This window comes from Catenulispora acidiphila DSM 44928 (genome assembly GCF_000024025.1).
Lineage (GTDB): Bacteria > Actinomycetota > Actinomycetes > Streptomycetales > Catenulisporaceae > Catenulispora > Catenulispora acidiphila.
Genome location: NC_013131.1, coordinates 5,260,869 through 5,279,086, shown reverse-complemented (window position 1 = coordinate 5,279,086; position 18,218 = coordinate 5,260,869). Strand labels below are relative to the sequence as shown.

The window sequence follows — 18,218 nt, the reverse complement described above, 5'->3', positions numbered from 1 at the left end:
GACACCACAGCGGGCACAGTCGGGCAGCGGTGACGCAGAGGCATAGGGCGCGGCGGGGACAGCAGATCCCCCGCCGCGCCGCGGTGTCTCAGCTCGGCATCGCCCAGGTCTGGTTCGCCTGGTGGCTGCCGCACGTCCAGGTGTCCAGCTTCGTGCCGTCGGCGCTGCCGCCGCCGTAGACGTCCAGGCACAGGCCGGACGCGCCGTTCGCGACCGTCCCGTCAGCCTGCGCCGTCCACTGCTGTGCACTGGCGCCGATGCAGGCGGAGATCACGACCGTGCTGCCCGCCGTGGTGCCGTTGGCAGTGAGGCACTTGCCGAGGGTCTGGATGCTGCTGTTGCCGGGGCGCGTCCAGGACTGGTTCGCGTTGCCGGTGCAGGTGTACAGGATCGCCGCCGTGCCGTTGGCGGTGCCGCTGCCGGTGACGTCCACGCACTTGGCGCCGTTGCCGACGATCTCGCCGGTCGGCACTGCGGCTGCGCAGCCGGCGGAGGGGGCCAGGCGCCAGATGGCGGTGCCGTGGGCGGGGATGGTCGCGGTCAGGGTGCTGCTGGTCGTGGTGGTGCCGGTCCACAGGTTCTTGGCGCTGGCCGTGCAGTTGGGCAGGCCGATCGAGGCCAGGGTGGTCGACACGTTCTGCGACGCGCTGCCGCGGTTCAGGACCGCTACGGCGCGGTCGCCGTTGGCCAGCGGCTTGGCCAGGACGTCGGTGGTGCCGTTGGTGGAGACCACGCCTGCCTGGCGGCCCGCGCTGTCCTGGTCCAGGGCGATCAGGTCGGTGTTGCCCAGGGCGGCCAGGCCGTCGGCGCTGAGGTTGGCGACGTCCGAGGACAGGATCATCGGGGCGTTCATCATCGCCCACAAGGCGACCTGGCTGCGGGACTCCTCAGCGGTCAGGCCAGGGTCGCCGGCGATGAGGAAGTCGGGGTCGTTCCAGTTGCCGGGGTGGGCGTAGCGGGCGATCCAGCGGTTGTAGCCGTAGTTGGACATCACCGAGGACCAGCGGCTGGCGGTGGGGTTGCCGCTGTTGTACGTGGCGATGTCGTACCCTTCGCGCCACAGCTGCCCGAGCTGGCCGACCCAGCCCAGGACGTCGAACCAGGTGGGATTGCCCCACTCGCCGCTCTGGAAGTACGCGGGCGCGGACTCGGAGAACACGATCGGGCGGCCGGCGTTCGCCAGCGCGGTCGACTCGGCGGTGTAGGCGTTGTGGTACGCCTGCTCGGTGCTTTCCCCGCTCGGGATGTAGACGTTGCAGCCGTCGAGCTTCAGGTAGTCCACACCCCAGGAGGCGAAGGTCGCGGCGTCATGCGCGAAGTGGTCCGCGCCGCCGCCTTGGGGTTGGCCGCTGCCGGGATAGCCGCCGCAGGTGGAGGAGCCGGCGTCTTCGTAGATGCCGAAGTTCAGGCCTTTGCTGTGCAGGTAGCTGCCGAGCCAGGCCATGCCGTGGGGGAACTTCGTGGAGTTGGCGACCAGGGTGCCGCCGGAGTCGCGGGAGGAGGCCATCCAGCAGTCGTCGACCGTGACGGTCTTGTAGCCCTTGGCGGCCAGGCCGCTGCTGACGAGCGCGTTGGCGTTCGCGACGACCGTGGATTCGTCGACGGAGCACTGGTAGTGGGCCCAGTCGTTCCAGCCCATCGGGGGTGTGGCGGCCAGGGTGGCGGCAGTACTGGCAGCGGTGGCCGTGTGGGCTGTTGAGGGCGGTGGCGTTGGCGTCGCGTGAGCGGTGCTGGATGTCAGGGGTAGAGCTGCCAGAGTGCAGGCCAGGGCGGCGACAGCGAACCGGCGGGGCGTGGGGCGGGGCGTTGACATGGTGCCTCCTTGCTGGATCCTGAAAGATTTGCGGGGCGCACGCCGTGCATCAGCACACTGCCGATGCTCGAAAGTGTCAAGGTTCCGGGGAATACGCACAGATCCGGTCACCGGTGTCCAGCCGTTGATTCCGGGTCGTGGCCCGAGGCACACGGCACTAGGGTGGGGCACCGACGGATAGGACGAGCAGGGGGAGGGGAGCGCGTGTCGTCGACGTCGGCGGTTTCCGTGCTGGCGCAGGGATTGCGAGAGCTCCGGGACTTCGCAGAGGGACCGGACGGTGAGGAACTGGGGGAACGCACCGGGCTCACGGCCCAGCAGATCGACACGGCGCTCGCGGGTGAGCACCTGCCGACGCGCGAGGTGACGCTGGCGCTGGTCGAAGCGTGGGAAGGGGACGTCGAGGCCTGGCGGGAGTACTGGGGACAGATTGCCGACCTCGCTGAGGAGGACGGGAGCGGGGACGGGGACACGGAGACGCCTGCGCCGCCGGAGCCTTCGATCATCACACCGATGGTGACGGAGAGCACCGAGCACGCCGGCGAGGGCGAGGCGGAAGTAGCTGACGAGCCCGAGACCGAGGACCTCGAGGATGGGGATGCGGATTCCGAGACGGAGGCTGCCGAGGTCGCGGGCGCCGAAGATGCGAGTGCAGAGGCAGCAGCAGAAGCAGAGTTAGTCGGCGAAGCGGCAGAAGCTCAGGACGGTGCAGGCTCCGCGCAGGTCGCGGCGCGCGCCGGCGATGCGGATGAGTTGGGCAGTGCGAAGTCGATCGCTGAGACATCAGCCCTGAGTCAGGTCGTGGCGGCGTCAGACCACCCCCCGGCGCGCGCCGACACTACTGGCCAGCCGCCGAAGAAGAGCATGCTGGCGCGCATCGGCATCCCGGTGCTGCTGTTCGCGGTGGGCGTGGGTGTGGGTGCGTTCGGCGATCATGCTCTGAACTCCAAGCCGTCGTCCACCACCAGTGCCGCGTCGATTCCGCCGGTCGCCGGTTCTCCGTCGCGGTCGTCGCACACGGTGGCGTTGTCGCCGTCGGCGTCGGGGTCTGGTGGGGTGTCTTCGGGTCCGACGGGGACGCCGAGTGGTGCCGGGTCGGATCCGACCGGGTCGGGGTCGGAGAGTGGGGGTGCCACGTCCGGGTCGACGTCGTCGACTGTTGTGCCTGGCACGGTGCTTGGTGCGTATGTCGGCATACAGTTGGCGTCGGGGTACAGCGTCAACTTCCTCACCGATCCGTATCATCCGGCTGCTGGGACGGCTGATGGCACGGACACGATGGGGTTCTTCGCCGGGAGTTTTGTCGACGGGCGTTTCTATGCCAGCCGGGTGGCGATCCTGGCTGCGACCGATACCGGGTCCTTCACGTCGTGTCTGAATGACACCCGCTATCAGCATGATGTGCTGCTGTCGCAGATAGCGGTGGGCAGCAGTTTCTGTATCACCACCGATACCGGGCATCTGGTGCTGGTGACGGTGCGGCGGATGCCCTCCAGTACTGATGCCAATCCCTATGCGGTGGTGGATGTGACGGTCTGGCAGGGCAGTTAGAAGCGGTGTTGGCGTTCTCGGTGCCGGGTGTGACTCAGGTCACATCCGGCACTGTCACATTCCCTGGTGCCCGGGAGTCAGAGAGGCGAAGGACCAACGCGGTCCAACCTCTACGAAACAGTGTGTTTCGACTCATACAGGGAGTACTGAAGTGGAAGCTCGTATCCAGAACCCGGCTGTCATCCTCGACGCGAGTGGCGCGATTCAGCAGCTGTACAAGGCTGTGAACAGCGGGGGTGTTGAGCCGGCGGTCCTGGAGCTGGTGCATCTGCGGGCCAGCCAGATCAACGGGTGTGCGCCGTGTGTGTTCTCCGGGATGGGGAACATGCGGCGGATGAAGGAGTCCGAGGAGCGCATCGGGCTGGTGGCGGTGTGGCACGACGCGCCGTTCTTCACCGAGGAGGAGAAGGCGGCGCTGGCCCTCGCCGAGGCGGCGACGCGGCTGGCGGACAACCCCGAGGGCGTCAGCGACGCGGTGTGGGACGGGGCGGCGCAGTTCTTCGACGAGAAGCAGCTGGCGGCGATCGTGATGATGGTGGCGCTGACGAACCTGTTCAACCGGCTCAACCACACCACGCGGCAGGTCGCCGGGCAGGCTTGGTAAAGCTTGGTAAGGGCTTAGTAAGGGCGCTGAGAGGTCGGGGAGGTCGGGCGGGCGCCAGGCCGGGTGCCCAGCGCGGTGGCGTGCGGTAGCGTGCGGCGGTGGATCACCGTACTGAGAACCCGCTGAGCCTTCAGGAGTGCCGTATGCCCGAGCTGTCCGGCTGGTCGCACGTGTCGTTCTCGGTGCGGGACCGGGACGCCAGCGTCACCTTCTACACCGACGTGCTGGGGTTCAAGACCCTGGCCGTCACCGACCGGGACGCCTGGCGGCAGACGATCATGCTGCATCCGAACGGGATGTGCGTGTCGTTCCAGCAGCACGACGGCAACTCCGGCGAGGAGTTCGACTACGCCACCACCGGGCTGGACCACTTCGGATTCGGGGTCGGGACGGCTGAGGATCTGACCGCGTGGATCGCGAAGTTCGAAGAGCTCGGCGTGAAGCACTCGCCAGTGCGGGACACCGACATGGGGCAGTTCGTGAGCTTCGAGGACCCCGACGGGATCCAGCTGGAGCTGTTCTACAGCCCTTACGTCGCCGCCTGAGGCGCCCTGGGTGCCTTGGGCGCGCGCCGCCGGTAGACGACGATCAGTGCGATGAACACCACGATCGCGATCAGCGTCCCGATGGCGGTGGCGCCGCGGAACATCGGCGCCTGCACGTCCATGGTGCGCTGGCCGGCGTGCGCGCCTCCGCCGCCGCCGATCGCGACGCCCAGGGTCATCAGGTTCGGGGCGGCCAGGATCACCGCGAGCGCCAGCCACAGGGCTCTGGTCTTCCAGCGCATCGGGCGGCGCATGGTGAGCCACAGCAGGCCCAGCGGCAGGATCGTGAACACGATGCCGAAGCACACGCCCAGCAGCGCGCCGGTGGACAACTGTCCGTCGATGGCGTCGCCCATGCGGTGCGACCACCACCGCGGGATGTACGCCGAGGCCGCGAGGTAGACCAGGACCAGGGCGATCAGCACCAGCACGATCGAGATCACGCGCCGCTTCAGGTCCCGGCGGTCACCGGCGGGCGCGGCAGCAGGCGCCGGTGCGGGAGCGGACGCGGGCGCGGGCGCGACAGGCGCAGCAGCGGTGGCGGCGGGTGCGGTGCCGGAGGAGGCGGCGCGCCGAAATCTCATGGCTCCGATGCTGGCACCGGGCATGGTGGGTCGCCTGCCAGGCGGGGCGTGCGGGGGACCCGGGAAAGGAACATGGGTTCGAGTGAAAGCCGGGTGGGACAGGTCGCGGCTGGCTGAAGGAAACCGGGTTCGCAGGAAGCTGATCCCGAAGACCCGCCGCCCGAAGACCCGGCCCGGCTGCCCCCAGTCAGCAGCCAGTCCCCTTCAATACGCCATCCCCATCGCCTCCCGCACCCGCGTCAGCGTCGCCTCGGCCTCCGCCGTCGCCCGCTCGGCGCCGCGCCGCAGGATCGCCGAGAGGTATCCGCGCTCGGCCGCCAGCTCCAGGCGGCGCGCGCGGATCGGTGCCAGGTGCTCGTTGACGGCTTCGGTGGCGGCGCGTTTCAGTGCCGAGGCGCCGCCGGCGCCGATCTGCTCGGCGACCTGGACCGGGTCCTCGCCGCGGCACAGGGCGGTGATCAGCAGCAGGTTCGACACCTCGGGGCGGTGCTCGGGATCGAAGGCGATGTGCCGGTCGGTGTCGGTTTTGAAGCCCTTGATGAGCGCCGCGGTCTGGTCGGCGGTGGCCTGGAGAGGGATGGTGTTGCTGTGGCTTTTGCTCATCTTGTGGCCGTCGCTGCCCAGGACCGACGGGGCGTCGGAGATCAGGGCCCTGGGTTCGGTGAACACCGGGGCGTAGCGGGTGTTGAACCGGCGCGCGACGGTGCGGGCCACCTCCAGGTGCGGCAGCTGGTCCTTGCCGACCGGGACCAGATCGGAGCGGCAGAACAGGATGTCGGCGGCCTGGTGCACCGGGTAGGTGAGCATCAGTGCCGACAGCGCGGGACGGCCGGAAGCGGCGGCTTCGGCCTTGGTGGTGGGGTTGCGCTCCAGCTCCGGGACGGAGATCAGGGACATCAGCGGCAGCAGCAGCTGGTTCACGGCCGGGACGGCCGAGTGCGCGAACACGGTGCTGCGGGCCGGGTCCAGGCCGACGGCCAGGTAGTCGGCGACCAGGCCCAGGGCGAAGTCGGCGATCGAGGACGAGGCGTCGCGGTCGGTGATGACCTGGTAGTCGGCGACCAGCACGAACATGTCGGCGCCGGCGTCCTGCAGCCGGACCCGGTTGCGCAGCGAGCCCAGGTAGTGGCCCAGGTGCAGCGGGCCGGTGGGGCGGTCGCCGGTGAGGACCCGGATCTGGCGGGCGTCGCCGACCAGCTGCGCGGTGAGCTCGGCTTCGGTCAGGAACGCCGCGCTCTCCAGTGCGCCCTCCAGCGCGCTCTGCTGCACGGTGGCCGCACCGCTGAAGTGCGTGTCGTCCGCTGGACCAGAGGGAAAAACACGCGGCTGGTCGGCGGGATTGGTGGGTACGTCAACAGTGATGCTCATCGTTGTTCTCCTCGCGGGATTCTCACAGGGTCGGGCGATTCGGTCGCCGTCGGCGTCCGGACCGCCCGATCCCCGCGCGGGGGCGGGAACAACGAAGGCCGTCCGGAAACTCGGACGGCCTGTCGGCAGCGTGTGGCTGAACAACCGTCCTAGGACGGCCGCCAGCTGGCACACATGAAGCTCTTCACGCGATCAGGATATCAGGGCAGGCATGCCGGACTCAATCGGTGACCAGGCGGAAGGTCAGCAGACCCTTGCCGGGCGCGTACTCCCAGTCCCGCTCCGGGGTCCGCGAGAACCCCAGGCGCGCGTACAGGCGCTGCGCGGCGGTCATCTCCGGCTTCGTCGACAACACCAGCGCCGGCCGCCTCTCCTGGCGGGAGCGGCGCACGCAGTCCTGCACCAGCGCCGCGCCGACGCCCAGGCCGCGTGCGGAGCCGGCGGTGGCCAGCATCCGCAGCTCGGCCTCGGTGCCCGCGGCGATGTCGGCGAACTCGCTGCCGGCGACGGTGTACACCGCGGCGCCCAGCAGCCGGCCGGCCTCGTCCACGGCGATCAGCTGCCACGCGCCGTCGGCGGCGTGCCGGGCCGCGGCGTCGGCCAGCCGCGGCAGATAGGCCGCCTCGGCCAGGGACTCGTCTCGGTACACGGCGGCGGTCAACTCGCCGGCGGCGGCCAACTCGGCCGGAAGGGCTTCGCGAATGATGATCTGCACAGCGTTTGATTCTGCCCGAGGGCCGCCGGGCGCGGCCCGGCGGCCGTCCGGTGCCGACGCGCCGGCGTCGCGGTGGCCCTGTGGCGCCACCGGCGCGCGCCGAGGGTGCGGCGCGGGCGTGAAGTGTGCGGTGGGAGTGTGACAGTACGGCCACGATCAGGTGATCCGGGAGTGTGTGCGCCGTCACAGCGCCCCCGGATGGTCCTATGATCGCGCTCGGTAGTCGTTCGGAAGCCGTGCAGGCAGGCGGCGATGCGGGTCAGGCCAAACAGACGTCCTGGTCCGCGATGGAGGTGGTCGCGGTGTCCGGTCAGAATTCGTCCACGGCGCATGCCGAAGCGGCCGCGCCGCGCTCTTCCGCGCCGTGGTCGGACGAGCTCACGGGGCTGCCGAACCGGGCGATGCTGGGCCGGTGGCTGGAGGCGCGCACCGGCCCGCGGGCCCGGCCGGGGCAGCGGATCGGTTTGTGCAGCCTGGACCTGGACGGGTTCCGGCAGATCAACGCCCTGCTGGGGTTCGGCGCCGGGGACCGGTTCCTGGCGGCGGTGGCGACCCGGCTGCGGGCGGTGCTGGAGCCCGGCGGGCATCTGCTGGCGCGCACCGGGGGTGATGAGTTCGCGGTGCTGGTCGACTACGGCGACCACGGCGCGGGCACGGCCGCAGCGGCGGCCACAGGCAACGGGAGCAACGGCAGCAACGGCACTGCTGCCAGCTCCGGCCCTGGCCCTGGCCCTGGCTCAAGCTCAGGTTCCGGGACGTCCGGCGACCCGGCGGCACCGCAGGGTGCTGAGGCGCCGCGCCGCTCGGCCTCAAGCCGTCCCATCGTGGAGCGGGTCGCCGAGCGGGTGCTGGCGGCGCTGCGGGACCCGCTGCGCGTGGAGGGCAGAGACCTGACGGTCACCGCCTCGATCGGCGCGGTCGAGGCCCTGGCGGCGGCCTCGGCGCCGGAGGACCTGCTGCGCGCGGCGGATCTGGCGCTGTACTGGGCCAAGGGCGAGGGCCGGGACCGGTGGACGCTGTTCGACGCCGAGCGCGCCGGGGCGGACGTGGCCCGGTACCGGCTGGCGGCGGACCTGCCGGCGGCGGTGGAGTCCGGGCAGTTCTACTGCGAGTACCAGCCGATCGTGTCGCTGTCCGACGGCGCCGTGACCGGCGTGGAGGCGCTGGTGCGCTGGCGGCATCCGCGGTTCGGGATCGTGCCGCCGGACCGGTTCATCTCGCTGGCCGAGGACTCCGGGCTGATCGTGGAGCTGGGCCGGCGCATCCTGTCCGAGGCGTGCCAGGCGGCGGCGACGTGGCCGGACGCGCCGGGGCAGCCGGCGCCGCCGGTGTCGGTGAACGTCGCGGTGCGCCAGTGCCGGGACCCGCGGCTGATGGGGCACGTGCTCTCGGCGCTCGCCGAGTCCGGGCTGGCGCCGCAGCGGCTGCGGCTGGAGATCACCGAGTCGGCGCTGCTGCCCGGCGACGACGCGGCGCAGGCGACGCTGCGGGCGCTGGCCGACAAGGGCGTGGCGATCGCCGTCGACGACTTCGGGACCGGCTATTCGAACCTCTCGCATCTGCGGCGGCTGCCGGTGCACATCCTGAAGATCGACGGCACGTTCGTCGCCGGACTCGCCTCAGCAGGCGCGGTCGGCGCGGCCGCGGGCGCAGCCGGTACGACGGGTCCGTGCGGCGCCGACGAGCAGATCATCGCCACGGTCACCGCGCTCGGACACGCCCTGGGCCTGACAGTGACCGCCGAGGGTGTGGAGACCGCCGGGCAGCTGGAGACGGTGCGCCGCCTCGGAGTCGACACCGGGCAGGGCTGGCTGTTCTCCCGGGCGCTGCCGGCCGCCGGAATCCTGGACCTGCTGGCGCGCGGGGCGCCGCTGGCCGCCTGAAGCCAAGAGGGCTTGAGGCGGCTTGAGGCGGCTTGAGGCGGCTCGAGGGGGGACTTCGGGCTGGCACGCGGGGGAACTGGAGAGGACTTCCTTGCACCCCGAAGGCTGATCCTCCCGCCGGCCACTGGCATGGCAGGCCCTCGGCGCGGTCTGATGTGTGTGCCGGCTCACCGAGCCGGACCGTGTTGGACAAGCTCCCCCAGCGACACCGACACTCGGGCGGGCCGCGACCTTCGGACCAGGGTCACGGCCCGCCCGGCTTTTCGTTTCCGGCCGCGGCAACGGTGATGTCGGCGGTGTCGAGCAGTGTCGGCGGTGTCGGCGGTGATCAGGGAAATCCCGATGTGACCAGGGGAATCCAGACGGATCAGGTCGTGGCCGCGAGTGTCCGGGCGAACTGGTACGGCGCGCGCCTAGCCGTCGTAGGCGATCTGCATCAGCTGGATCAGGTTGCCGCAGGTGTCGTCCAGGATCGCGGTGACGACCGGGCCCATGTCGGTGGGTTCCTGCGTGAACCGCACACCCAGAGCGCTGAGCCGCTCGTACTCGGCGGCGATGTCGTCGACGGCGAAACTGGCCGCCGGGATGCCGTCGGCGACCAGCGCCTCCTTGAACGGCGTCACCGCGGCGTGGCTGCTGGGCTCCAGCAGCAGCTGCGTGCCGTCGGGCGCTTCGGGGGACACCACGGTCAGCCAGCGGTCCGCGCCGACCGGCACGTCGGCCTTGACGAGGAACCCGAGCTTGCCGGTGTAGAAGCTCTCGGCCTTGGCCTGGTCGTCGACGAACACGTTGGTCAGGTGGATCCGCATCAGGGCCTCCAGGGCGCGGGGTGAGAAGTCAGAGTCGGAACCGGGTCGAAACCGGGTCGGAGTCGGGGTCAGGACCGGGACAGGAAGTGGAACCCCAGCCACCACCACACCAGAAGCATCCCGACGCGCCCCCACCGCTCGTGCATGACCTTGGTGATCAGCTCCGACAGCCGCGGGATGCCGCTGGAAGGGCGGCGCGCGACCAGCTCCACCATCACCGCGGCGATGCCGATGACGACGTATCCGGCGATGGTGATGGTGCGCGGGCTCATCGGCGCACCACCCACACCCCGGCCAGCAGCCACGCGACGTAGCCGGCGGCGCGCGCCGGCGGGGGGTCGATGAGCGGGCCCAGGAGGATCGACAGGGTCGGGTGGGCGTGGGTGGAGCCTCGGGCGGCGGCGTACAGCTCCCAGATGCCGAACGCGACCGCGACCGCGGCCCAGGCGACGGTGCTGCGGCGCGCGAAGGGCTCGGGGGCGGGGAAGTGCGCGGTGGTGGGGCGCAGCGCGTACCAGACCAGGGCGGCGCCGGGCAGCACGGTGGCGAGTTCGGCGGGGATGGTCAGGCGGGCGAAGGTGCCGGCGATCAGGGAGAAGCCGAGGCCGACAGCGGCCCAGGAGATCATCTCGGAGGTGGGGTGGGTCACGCTCAACGGTTCCGGGACGGTGTGGACGCGCAGCGGCGTCCGGTCGCCGGCGGTGTCGGCCCGGCGGCCCGCGGGCACGGATTCCTGCGTCATCGCGGCTCCCGCTTCTTGTTCGCACCCCCGCAGCTCCGGCGGGGGTTCACCGGGCCTTCGCGGACGTCTTGTGGAGCGCGGATACCCCGAACATCGCCGAACCACACACCGTTTGCACCCTGGTGGCTCAGCGTGATCGCCGCAGTTGGCCGAGCCCGGTGCGGACCCGGGTTCGCCCAGGTCGGCGCAGGCTGCTGTGATAAGGGGGTGTGCACCGCGATCGTGAGTGTCGAGCCCTCCTCGGAGTACCCGGTTGTGCTGGCCGGGGTGCGTGATGAGTTCCACGACCGGCCGTGGATCCCGCCGGGCCGGCACTGGCCGCGGTATCCGCGCCTGATCGGCGGGCAGGATCTGCTGGCTTCCGGGACGTGGCTGGCGGTGGATCCGGACGCCTGCCGCGTGGCGTGCGTGCTCAACGGCCGCGGTCCCCTGGCGCCGGAGGCCGGGCGGCGCTCGCGCGGGGATCTGCCGCTGCGGTTCGCCGCCGCCGGCGCCGGCGAGGACATGGAACGGTTGGACTTCACCCGCTACGACCCGTTCCATCTGATCTGCGCGACGGTGCGTGAGGTGTTTCTGCTCAGCTGGGACGGCGAGCAGCATCAGCGGCAGGATTTGGCGGCGGGTCTGCACGTGGTGGTGAACAGCGGCCTAGAGGGAACCGATCCGACGGACGGGCCCGGAACCGAGGCGATGGCGGCGCGGCTGGGGTTCTTCCGGCCGCGGCTGCTGACCGCGCGGCGTCCGCAGCCGGCGCCGAAGGTGGCGACGCGGCAGGCGTGGGAGCCGTGGCTGCCGCTGCTGGAGGGCGGCGGGCTGGATCCGCTGGACGACCGGGCGCTGCTGGTGCGGCGCGAATTCGGCGAGCGGACCTGGGGCACGACGTCGGTGTCGCTGGTGGCGCTGCGGGCTTCCGGCGGGGTGCGGTACGACTTCAGCGGGACGCCGGGGGACCCGGCAGCCTGGTCGCCGGTGGTGCAGGACTGAGACGGCCCGGGAGGCGGATCGGGTGGCGGATCGGGTGGCGGATCGTCGGCGGCTGAGAGGGTCGCGGACCGCCAGGCGCAGAGGGCCGAAATTCCGGCTGGTGTAAATACGCTTCCACTGACTCATTCACATCAGCTGATGTAACATCCTGAGATGTTCGGGCTGCGACGCTTGGACGACAGGAGAGGTGATGTGATGTTCGTGGGGGTCGTCCTCATCATCCTCGGCGGGGCGACCACCGCCTTGCTGACGCTCATCCGCGCCAAGGGCGCGCAGCCGCACCTGCCCGCCGTCACCGACGGCGTGGTCGCCGAGGGAACCGTGCAGAAGATCGTGACGGACGACCGCGCGATCATCGCCTTCACCGACACCGACGGCAACCGGGTCGGCTACAAGGAGCGGTCCAAAGCCGCTGAGAAGGTCCGGGTCGGCGCCTACCTCCCGGTCCTGTACGACCCGGCCGATCCGGCCGGCACCGCCACGATCCTGCCCAAGGCCTACTACCAGCGCCAACCCTGGGAGAACACCCGGGCCGTCCTGCTGTCCGGCGGGGTGTTCCTGGCCGGGCTGCTGATCGTCGCCGGCGTCATACCGCTGTGAGGTCCGGCGCCGCACCGCCGGTACGGCAACCCTTGCCGAAGGCTGTGAGGCGCACGATAGCCGTGTCATATCGACGCGCACCGCCCGGCATGCCACGCTGATCATTCATGACCGCCGTGCACCCCGACGCCGACCATCCCCGCGACGAGCAGAACGTCTCCGCTCCTGGCGCCTCCGACGCCCCGACCGATGCCCCGACTGATGCCCCCTCCGCCGACGATCCTTCCACGGCCGGGCCGCTGGCCGGACTGCTCGTCATCGACCTGACGCGGGTGCTGGCCGGACCGTTCGCCACGATGATCATGGCCGACCTCGGCGCCCGAGTGATCAAGGTCGAGCATCCGGCGACCGGCGACGACTCCCGCCGCTACGGCCCGTTCGCCGCCGACGGCCGCTCCATGTACTTCGCCCGCGTCAACCGCGGCAAGCAGTCCCTCGCCGTCGACCTGAAGAAGCACCCCGAACAGGTCGCCGCGCTCGCGGCGCGCGCCGACGTGCTGGTGGAGAACTTCCGGCCCGGGGTGATGGACCGCCTCGGGCTCGGCGCGCAGGCGCTGCGGGCCCGCAACCCGCGGCTGGTGTACGCCTCGGTGTCCGGGTACGGCGCGACCGGTCCGCGCTCCGGCGAGCCCGCGTACGACGCGGTCATCCAGGCTCGCAGCGGCCTGATGTCGGTGACCGGGGAGCCGGAGGGTCCGCCGGTGAAGTCCGGCGCGTCGGTCTCGGACCTGTCCGCCGGCGTCTACACCTTCGGGGCGGTGATGGCCGCCCTGGTGGGCCGCGGCATCCACGGCCGCGGCACACACATCGACATCGCGATGTTCGACGCGACGGTGTCGTTCCTGGAAGGCAACGCCCTGGCGTGGCTGGCCGATCGCACCGTGCCGAACCGTATCGGCTCACACCATCCGAACATCGCGCCGTTCGGCGCTTTCGCCGCCGCCGACGGGCAGATCGTGGTGTGCGTCGGCAACGACGCGCTGTTCGTGTCCTTCGCCGCCGCGCTCGGCGCCCCGGAGCTGGCGCAGAACCCGCAGTTCGCGCAGAACGCGAACCGCTCGGCGAACCGCCTGCTGCTCACGGCCGTCATCGAGGAACTGCTGGCCGCCGACACCTGCGCGAACTGGCTGGCGCGGCTGGAGGCGGCGAAGGTGCCGTGCGCGCCGGTGAACGACATCGGGCAGGCGATGACCGACGTGCAGACCCAGGCCCGCCGCATGCGGATCACCGCCGGCGGCCTGGAGCTGCCGGGCCAGGTGGTGAAGATGGCCGGCTACCCCGACCCGGTGGAGCGGCCGGCAGCGCCGGAGCTGGACGAGCACGGCGCGGCGATCCGGGCCGAGTTCGGGTTCTGAGACGGCGCGCGCCGCAGCCGTCACCGCAGCCGCCGTGCCTGATCGTGACCGGCGCCCGCGCGGGCAAGTCCACAGGGATCCTCTAGGTCCCGTCAGGGCTGTACGAACTTGTACCCCGCTTCGAGCAGCTGCGGCAGGAACCGCTGCAGCGCGGCCACGGTCTGGGACCGGTCGCCGCCGCCGTCGTGTTCCAGGATGATCGAGCCGGTGTGGGTGTGGCCCATCACGGTCTGCACGATGTGGTCGGTGCCGGGGCGGGACCAGTCGCGGGGGTCGACCGACCAGTCCAGGGCGCGCAGGCCCAGTTTGGCGCAGACCGAGAACACGGTCGGGGACCAGTTGCCGCCGGGGGCGCGGAACAGGACCGGCTGGCGGGCGCCGCCTTTGGTGATGGCGTCGTTGGTGCGCTCGATCTCGGCGGTGACCTGGGCCTCGCTCATCTTGGCCAGGTTCGGGTGGGTCCAGGTGTGGTTGGCGACCAGGTGGCCGGCGGCACTGACCTCGGCCACGAGGGAGGCGTGCTGGGCGGCGTTCTGGCCGATCATGCAGAACGTCGCCGGGATCTTGTACTGCGCCAGCAGCGCCAGCACCTGCGGGGTGTACTTGCTGCTGGGCCCGTCGTCGATGGTCAGGGCTATGGCTTTGTCGCCTTCGTGGACGTAGAACTGCGGGTGGCCGGCCGGCGGCGGCGGGTCCTGTCCGGTGGCACTCGGCGGCGGGGAGCTGTCCGGCGGCGCGGAGCCGTTGCTGTGCGAGTCGCCCGGGGCGGTGGAGGTGTCGCCGCCGGCGGGGCTGGTGCCGGGGCTGGCCGGGCTCTGTCCGGGAAAGGGCGCGCCGCCGGTGGTCGGGCGGGATCTGGGACTGCCGCCGGCCGTCGGGGTCGTGGCGCCGGCCGGCCGGACCGCCACGGGTTTGCCGGTGGACGCGCATCCCCCCAGCAGCATCACACCGCCGACGCCCAACAGCAGCCGGCGAGACGTACCGCTGCCGAGCCGAAGCCCGGACTCGCGGGGGGAATCTTGAGGATCAGGACCCGTAACGTTCACGCCAATGGGACGCGTTGGGCGCGCGCCGGGTTGAGTTCTATGAAGACTTTCTGAAAAAGCTGTTCGCCAGTTGAGGTTCGGCGTCGGCGATTCCGCAGGTGAGCGCCGAATTCTCACACACTGTCAGCTAAACGTCACCGCGCCGCGCAGTGATCGCCGGCGCGGCCTAGGTGTGTGCGTAGGCTCCGTCGATCAGGTCCGCCAGATGCCGTGTGAGATCTTCGCGACCGAACGGTTGCTCGTCGAGCCACCAGTCGCTGGCGGCCTGCACCATCCCGACGATGCCGTGGGCCCAGGCTTGGGCGCGCGGCCACTGGTCCTCGGGCAGTCCCAGTTCCGCGGCGATCCCTATGGCCAGGGCGTCTCCGAGGCGGCGTTGGAACATCGCGACGCGGTCGCGCACTTCCGGCTCCTCTGCTTGGCCGCGGTGCACCAGGAACCGGTACAGCGCCGGGTTGCCCTCGACCAGGCGCAGCCAGGCGTCGATGGCGGCCACGGTGCGCTCCCGGCGGGTCGCCGGGCGCGTCAGGGCTTCGCGCAGCAGCTCCAGCAGCGTCTCGATGTGCCGGTCGGCCAGGGCGACGTACAGCCCCGCCTTGTCCCCGAAGTGCCGGTACAGGATCGGTTTGGTGATGCCGGCCTCGGCGGCGATGGCGTTCATCGACGCCGACGGGCCGTCGCGCAGCACCACGCGCTCGGCGGCGTCCAGCAGTTCGGTGCGGGTGCGCGGTCCGCGCCGGCGCGGCTCGGGGCGGCCCGGCGGCGTCGATGCCGTGGGGGATTCGGCTGCCTCGGTCGCCATCAGGTCCCTTCCTAAAGTCGTGCGGGTGTGCCGCCGGTGCGCCTCGCGGGTATGCGCGGGTATGGTCGCCATCTTGACAGAAGTTACCGCCGGTAACACACTAGCGGCGACCGAGGTTACCCGTCGGTAGGCGCGGGCGCGAGCCCCGCGGCTCCGAACCGTGCCCACGTAAGTGGCGCGGCGCTCAACAGACCCGAAGGACAGTGAACGAGACGATGACCGGGTTCTCCCTGGAACTGACCGAGGACCAGATCGAGCTGCGCGACTGGATCCACGGATTCGCCGCCGACGTCATCCGGCCCGCCGCCGCCGAATGGGACGAGCGGGAGGAGACGCCCTGGCCGATCCTGCAGGAAGCCGCCAAAGCCGGCCTGTACTCCCTGGACTTCTACGCCAACCAGTGGTTCGACGAATCCGGCCTCGGCATCCCGATCGCCATGGAGGAGATGTTCTGGGGCGACGCCGGCATCGGCCTGGCCCTGTCCGGCACGGGCCTGGCCGCGGTGTCGGTGGTGTCCAACGGCACCCCGGAGCAGGTCGGCGAATGGGTCCCGCAGATGTTCGGCACCGCCGACGACGTCAAACTCGGCGCGTTCTGCTCCTCCGAGCCCGACGCCGGCTCCGACGTCGCGGCGATGCGCACCCGCGCCGTCTACGACCAGGCCAAGGACGAATGGGTCCTGAACGGCACCAAGACCTGGGCCACCAACGGCGGCATCGCCAACGTCCACGTCGTGGTCGCCACCGTCGATGCCGACCTGGGCAGCCGCGGCCACGCCTCCTTCATCATCCCGCCGAACACCCCCGGCATGAGCCAGGGTCAGAAGTTCAAGAAGCACGGCATCCGCGCCTCCCACACCGCCGAAGTCGTCCTGGACGACGTCCGCGTCCCCGGCTCGTGCCTGCTCGGCGGCAAGGAGAAACTCGACGCCCGCCTGGCGCGCGCCCGCGAAGGCAAGTCCAGCCGCGGCAACGCCTCCATGGCCACCTTCGAGGCCTCCCGCCCCGCCGTCGGCGCCATGGCCGTCGGCATCTCCCGCGCCGCCTACGAGTACTCCCTGGAGTACGCCAAGACCCGCGTGCAGTTCGGCAAGCCGATCGTGGAGAACCAGGCCGTCGCGTTCAAACTCGCCGACATGAAAACCGGCGTCGACGCCTCCCGCCTGCTGGTGTGGCGCGCCGCCTGGATGGCCCGCAACGGCAAGAGCTTCGACTCCGCCGAAGGCTCCATGTCGAAACTGTTCGCCTCCGAGACCTGCAAGAAGGTCACCGCCGAAGCCATCCAGATCCTCGGCGGCAACGGCTTCACCCGCGAATACCCCGTCGAGCGCATGCACCGCGACTCGGCGATCTACACCATCTTCGAAGGCACCTCCGAAATCCAGCGCCTGGTCATCGCCCGCACCATCTCCGGCGCCGCCATCCGCTAGCCGCCCCCGCCCGACATCACCGAAGCGCCTGACCCGCGCGCGGCGCCGGTGCGGGCAGCACACACCCTCGCGGCGCACCCTGACGCAGCGCATCCCCTACTGCGCCAGCGGCGAGCGCTGAAGAGCCTGCGCCGCGGCCGTCGCCGACGGATCCAGATACACCGAGGTCGTCCCGACATCGGCGTGCCCCAGGATGTCGGCGACGGTCCCCACGTCGGCGCCGGCCTGACGCAGCAACACCGTGGCCGCGGTGTGCCGCAGACCGTGCGGCGTCACCGCCCGCCGCAGCTGCGCGGGCATCTGCTTCACCCGCCGCTCCACCATCCGCTGCACATCGCGAGCGGTCATCCGCCGCCCCCGGATCGTCACCAGCAAGGCGCGCGCCGCATCAGAGCGGTCGGCTTCGGCGTCGCCGGCCGGGGGAGCGGGCCTCTCATGCTGCTGATACTGCTCAAGCATGCTCACCAGCGTCTGCGACAGCGGCACATCCCGGCTGCGCCCGCCTTTGCCGGCCCGGATCCGCAGCACCGGCATCCCGGTCAGCTCGTGCTGCCGCACATCGTCCAGGTTCGCCGCACACACCTCCGCCACCCGCGGCCCGGTCTCGGTCAGCAGCCGCAGGATCACCTCGTCGCGGATCGTCAGACGCTGATCGGCCCGCAACTCACTGCGGGAGGCCGCGACCGCCGGCGTCTCCTGCAGCGCCTGCGCCTGCTCCACCGTCAGGCCCAGGCGCGCGCCGACGGCTCGGGTGGGGACGCGGACGCGGGAGACGTGCGGCATGGGGTCGGCGCGGACGTAGCCCTGTTCGGCGGCCCAGGCGAAAAGGCCGCGCACGGCGGCGGTCCAGCGGGCGCGGGCTTGCAGGCCGCGGCCGGGGGCGGGTTCGCCGCCGGGTCCGGCTTTGCGGGTGCGGGTGTAGCGGCGGTCGGGGGCGTTGGCGATGCGCACCAGGGCGTATTCGACGTCTTCGGCTTCGACGTCGTCCAGGGCTTTGTCCAGGCCCAGCAGGGTGGCGGCTTCGGTGAGGTCCCGCACGTAGGCGTCGCGGGTGGCCGGGGACATCGCCCCGGTGGCCACGCGCAGGTGCAGGGTGTCGCGGTAGCGGTGGACCGCTTCGGCGACGGAGATCGGGGTGAACGGTTTCGGCGCGGCCACTGACCCATCGAAGCAGATGCCGGGGACAGCCGGGGCGGCGGCGGGCTGGAAGTCACCGGGGCGCGGGGAAAGACGTGTGCCGCGCCGACCGGGGGACGGTCGGCGCGGCACGGTGCGGTGGCGCGGGTGAGGCTGGTGACGCGCGGCCGCCGGACTCGGCGCGGTGTGGCGCGCCGAGCCGTGTCGTGTCGTCTTGGGTCGAGTCGTTGCGAGCCGGGAAGGGTCGTGG

18 protein-coding genes are annotated in these 18,218 nt (G+C 71.1%); 8 read left to right on the top strand and 10 right to left on the bottom strand.

What is annotated here, in order from left to right:
- Positions 1–88: 88 nt before the first annotated feature.
- Positions 89–1,813 carry a ricin-type beta-trefoil lectin domain protein gene (locus tag CACI_RS22960; protein ID WP_015793231.1) on the bottom strand — a complete coding sequence of 575 codons (1,725 nt, stop codon included), beginning with the start codon at positions 1,811–1,813 and terminating at the stop codon, positions 89–91.
- A gap of 204 nt (positions 1,814–2,017) precedes the next feature.
- Here CACI_RS22960 and CACI_RS22955 point away from each other — a divergent pair, with 204 nt between their 5' ends.
- The 3 genes from CACI_RS22955 to CACI_RS22945 all read left to right on the top strand — a co-directional run bounded on the left by CACI_RS22955 (position 2,018) and on the right by CACI_RS22945 (position 4,513).
- The gene (locus CACI_RS22955; protein WP_015793230.1) at positions 2,018–3,364 is read left to right on the top strand and encodes a transcriptional regulator; all 1,347 of its coding nucleotides are present in this window, start codon (positions 2,018–2,020) and stop codon (positions 3,362–3,364) included.
- A gap of 151 nt (positions 3,365–3,515) precedes the next feature.
- Positions 3,516–3,968: a carboxymuconolactone decarboxylase family protein gene (locus tag CACI_RS22950; protein ID WP_015793229.1), complete on the top strand. Its 453-nt coding sequence runs from the start codon at positions 3,516–3,518 to the stop codon at positions 3,966–3,968.
- A 143-nt stretch (positions 3,969–4,111) separates the two neighbouring features.
- Entirely contained in the window at positions 4,112–4,513 is a 402-nt protein-coding gene (locus tag CACI_RS22945) for a VOC family protein (RefSeq protein ID WP_015793228.1), read from the top strand.
- On the opposite strand, the gene CACI_RS51395 is transcribed toward CACI_RS22945, so the two are convergent.
- From CACI_RS51395 to CACI_RS22930, 3 genes are all read right to left on the bottom strand, one after another.
- The gene (locus tag CACI_RS51395) at positions 4,498–5,097 is read right to left on the bottom strand and encodes a hypothetical protein (protein WP_083795810.1); all 600 of its coding nucleotides are present in this window, start codon (positions 5,095–5,097) and stop codon (positions 4,498–4,500) included. The genes CACI_RS22945 and CACI_RS51395 overlap by 16 nt on opposite strands.
- 204 nt (positions 5,098–5,301) lie before the next feature.
- Positions 5,302–6,465: a tryptophan--tRNA ligase gene (gene trpS, locus CACI_RS22935; RefSeq protein ID WP_083795809.1), complete on the bottom strand. Its 1,164-nt coding sequence runs from the start codon at positions 6,463–6,465 to the stop codon at positions 5,302–5,304.
- Between the two features lie 220 nt (positions 6,466–6,685).
- Entirely contained in the window at positions 6,686–7,180 is a 495-nt protein-coding gene (locus CACI_RS22930; protein WP_015793225.1) for a GNAT family N-acetyltransferase, read from the bottom strand.
- A gap of 206 nt (positions 7,181–7,386) precedes the next feature.
- On the opposite strand from CACI_RS22930, the gene CACI_RS45955 reads away from it, so the two are divergent.
- Entirely contained in the window at positions 7,387–9,063 is a 1,677-nt protein-coding gene (locus tag CACI_RS45955; RefSeq protein ID WP_015793224.1) for a putative bifunctional diguanylate cyclase/phosphodiesterase, read from the top strand.
- A 413-nt stretch (positions 9,064–9,476) separates the two neighbouring features.
- Here CACI_RS45955 and CACI_RS22920 read toward each other — a convergent pair whose 3' ends face one another.
- From CACI_RS22920 to CACI_RS22910, 3 genes are all read right to left on the bottom strand, one after another.
- The gene (locus CACI_RS22920) at positions 9,477–9,872 is read right to left on the bottom strand and encodes a VOC family protein (protein ID WP_015793223.1); all 396 of its coding nucleotides are present in this window, start codon (positions 9,870–9,872) and stop codon (positions 9,477–9,479) included.
- Between the two features lie 68 nt (positions 9,873–9,940).
- Positions 9,941–10,144, bottom strand: coding sequence for a DUF6186 family protein (locus CACI_RS22915; protein ID WP_015793222.1), 204 nt, complete (start codon positions 10,142–10,144; stop codon positions 9,941–9,943).
- Positions 10,141–10,614 carry a hypothetical protein gene (locus CACI_RS22910; protein WP_015793221.1) on the bottom strand — a complete coding sequence of 158 codons (474 nt, stop codon included), beginning with the start codon at positions 10,612–10,614 and terminating at the stop codon, positions 10,141–10,143. Before CACI_RS22910 ends, CACI_RS22915 begins: the two co-directional genes overlap by 4 nt.
- 222 nt (positions 10,615–10,836) lie before the next feature.
- Here CACI_RS22910 and CACI_RS22905 point away from each other — a divergent pair, with 222 nt between their 5' ends.
- From CACI_RS22905 to CACI_RS22895, 3 genes are all read left to right on the top strand, one after another.
- Positions 10,837–11,598 carry an NRDE family protein gene (locus CACI_RS22905; RefSeq protein WP_015793220.1) on the top strand — a complete coding sequence of 254 codons (762 nt, stop codon included), beginning with the start codon at positions 10,837–10,839 and terminating at the stop codon, positions 11,596–11,598.
- Between the two features lie 195 nt (positions 11,599–11,793).
- On the top strand, positions 11,794–12,198 hold the full coding sequence (locus tag CACI_RS22900) for a DUF3592 domain-containing protein (protein WP_015793219.1): 405 nt from the start codon (positions 11,794–11,796) through the stop codon (positions 12,196–12,198).
- A gap of 107 nt (positions 12,199–12,305) precedes the next feature.
- Positions 12,306–13,553 (top strand): CaiB/BaiF CoA transferase family protein, encoded by a 1,248-nt coding sequence (locus tag CACI_RS22895; protein WP_015793218.1) that lies wholly within the window; start codon positions 12,306–12,308, stop codon positions 13,551–13,553.
- Positions 13,554–13,645: 92 nt separating this feature from the next.
- On the opposite strand, the gene CACI_RS22890 is transcribed toward CACI_RS22895, so the two are convergent.
- Positions 13,646–14,461, bottom strand: a complete 816-nt coding sequence (locus CACI_RS22890; protein WP_049871677.1) for a polysaccharide deacetylase family protein — start codon at positions 14,459–14,461, stop codon at positions 13,646–13,648.
- Between the two features lie 304 nt (positions 14,462–14,765).
- Positions 14,766–15,401: a TetR family transcriptional regulator gene (locus CACI_RS22885; RefSeq protein ID WP_015793216.1), complete on the bottom strand. Its 636-nt coding sequence runs from the start codon at positions 15,399–15,401 to the stop codon at positions 14,766–14,768.
- Positions 15,402–15,616: 215 nt separating this feature from the next.
- Between CACI_RS22885 and CACI_RS22880 the strand changes: the two genes are divergently transcribed.
- Positions 15,617–16,831, top strand: a complete 1,215-nt coding sequence (locus CACI_RS22880) for an acyl-CoA dehydrogenase family protein (protein ID WP_015793215.1) — start codon at positions 15,617–15,619, stop codon at positions 16,829–16,831.
- 96 nt (positions 16,832–16,927) lie between these two features.
- On the opposite strand, the gene CACI_RS22875 is transcribed toward CACI_RS22880, so the two are convergent.
- Positions 16,928–17,989, bottom strand: coding sequence for a tyrosine-type recombinase/integrase (locus tag CACI_RS22875; protein WP_015793214.1), 1,062 nt, complete (start codon positions 17,987–17,989; stop codon positions 16,928–16,930).
- Between the last annotated feature and the right edge of the window lie 229 nt (positions 17,990–18,218).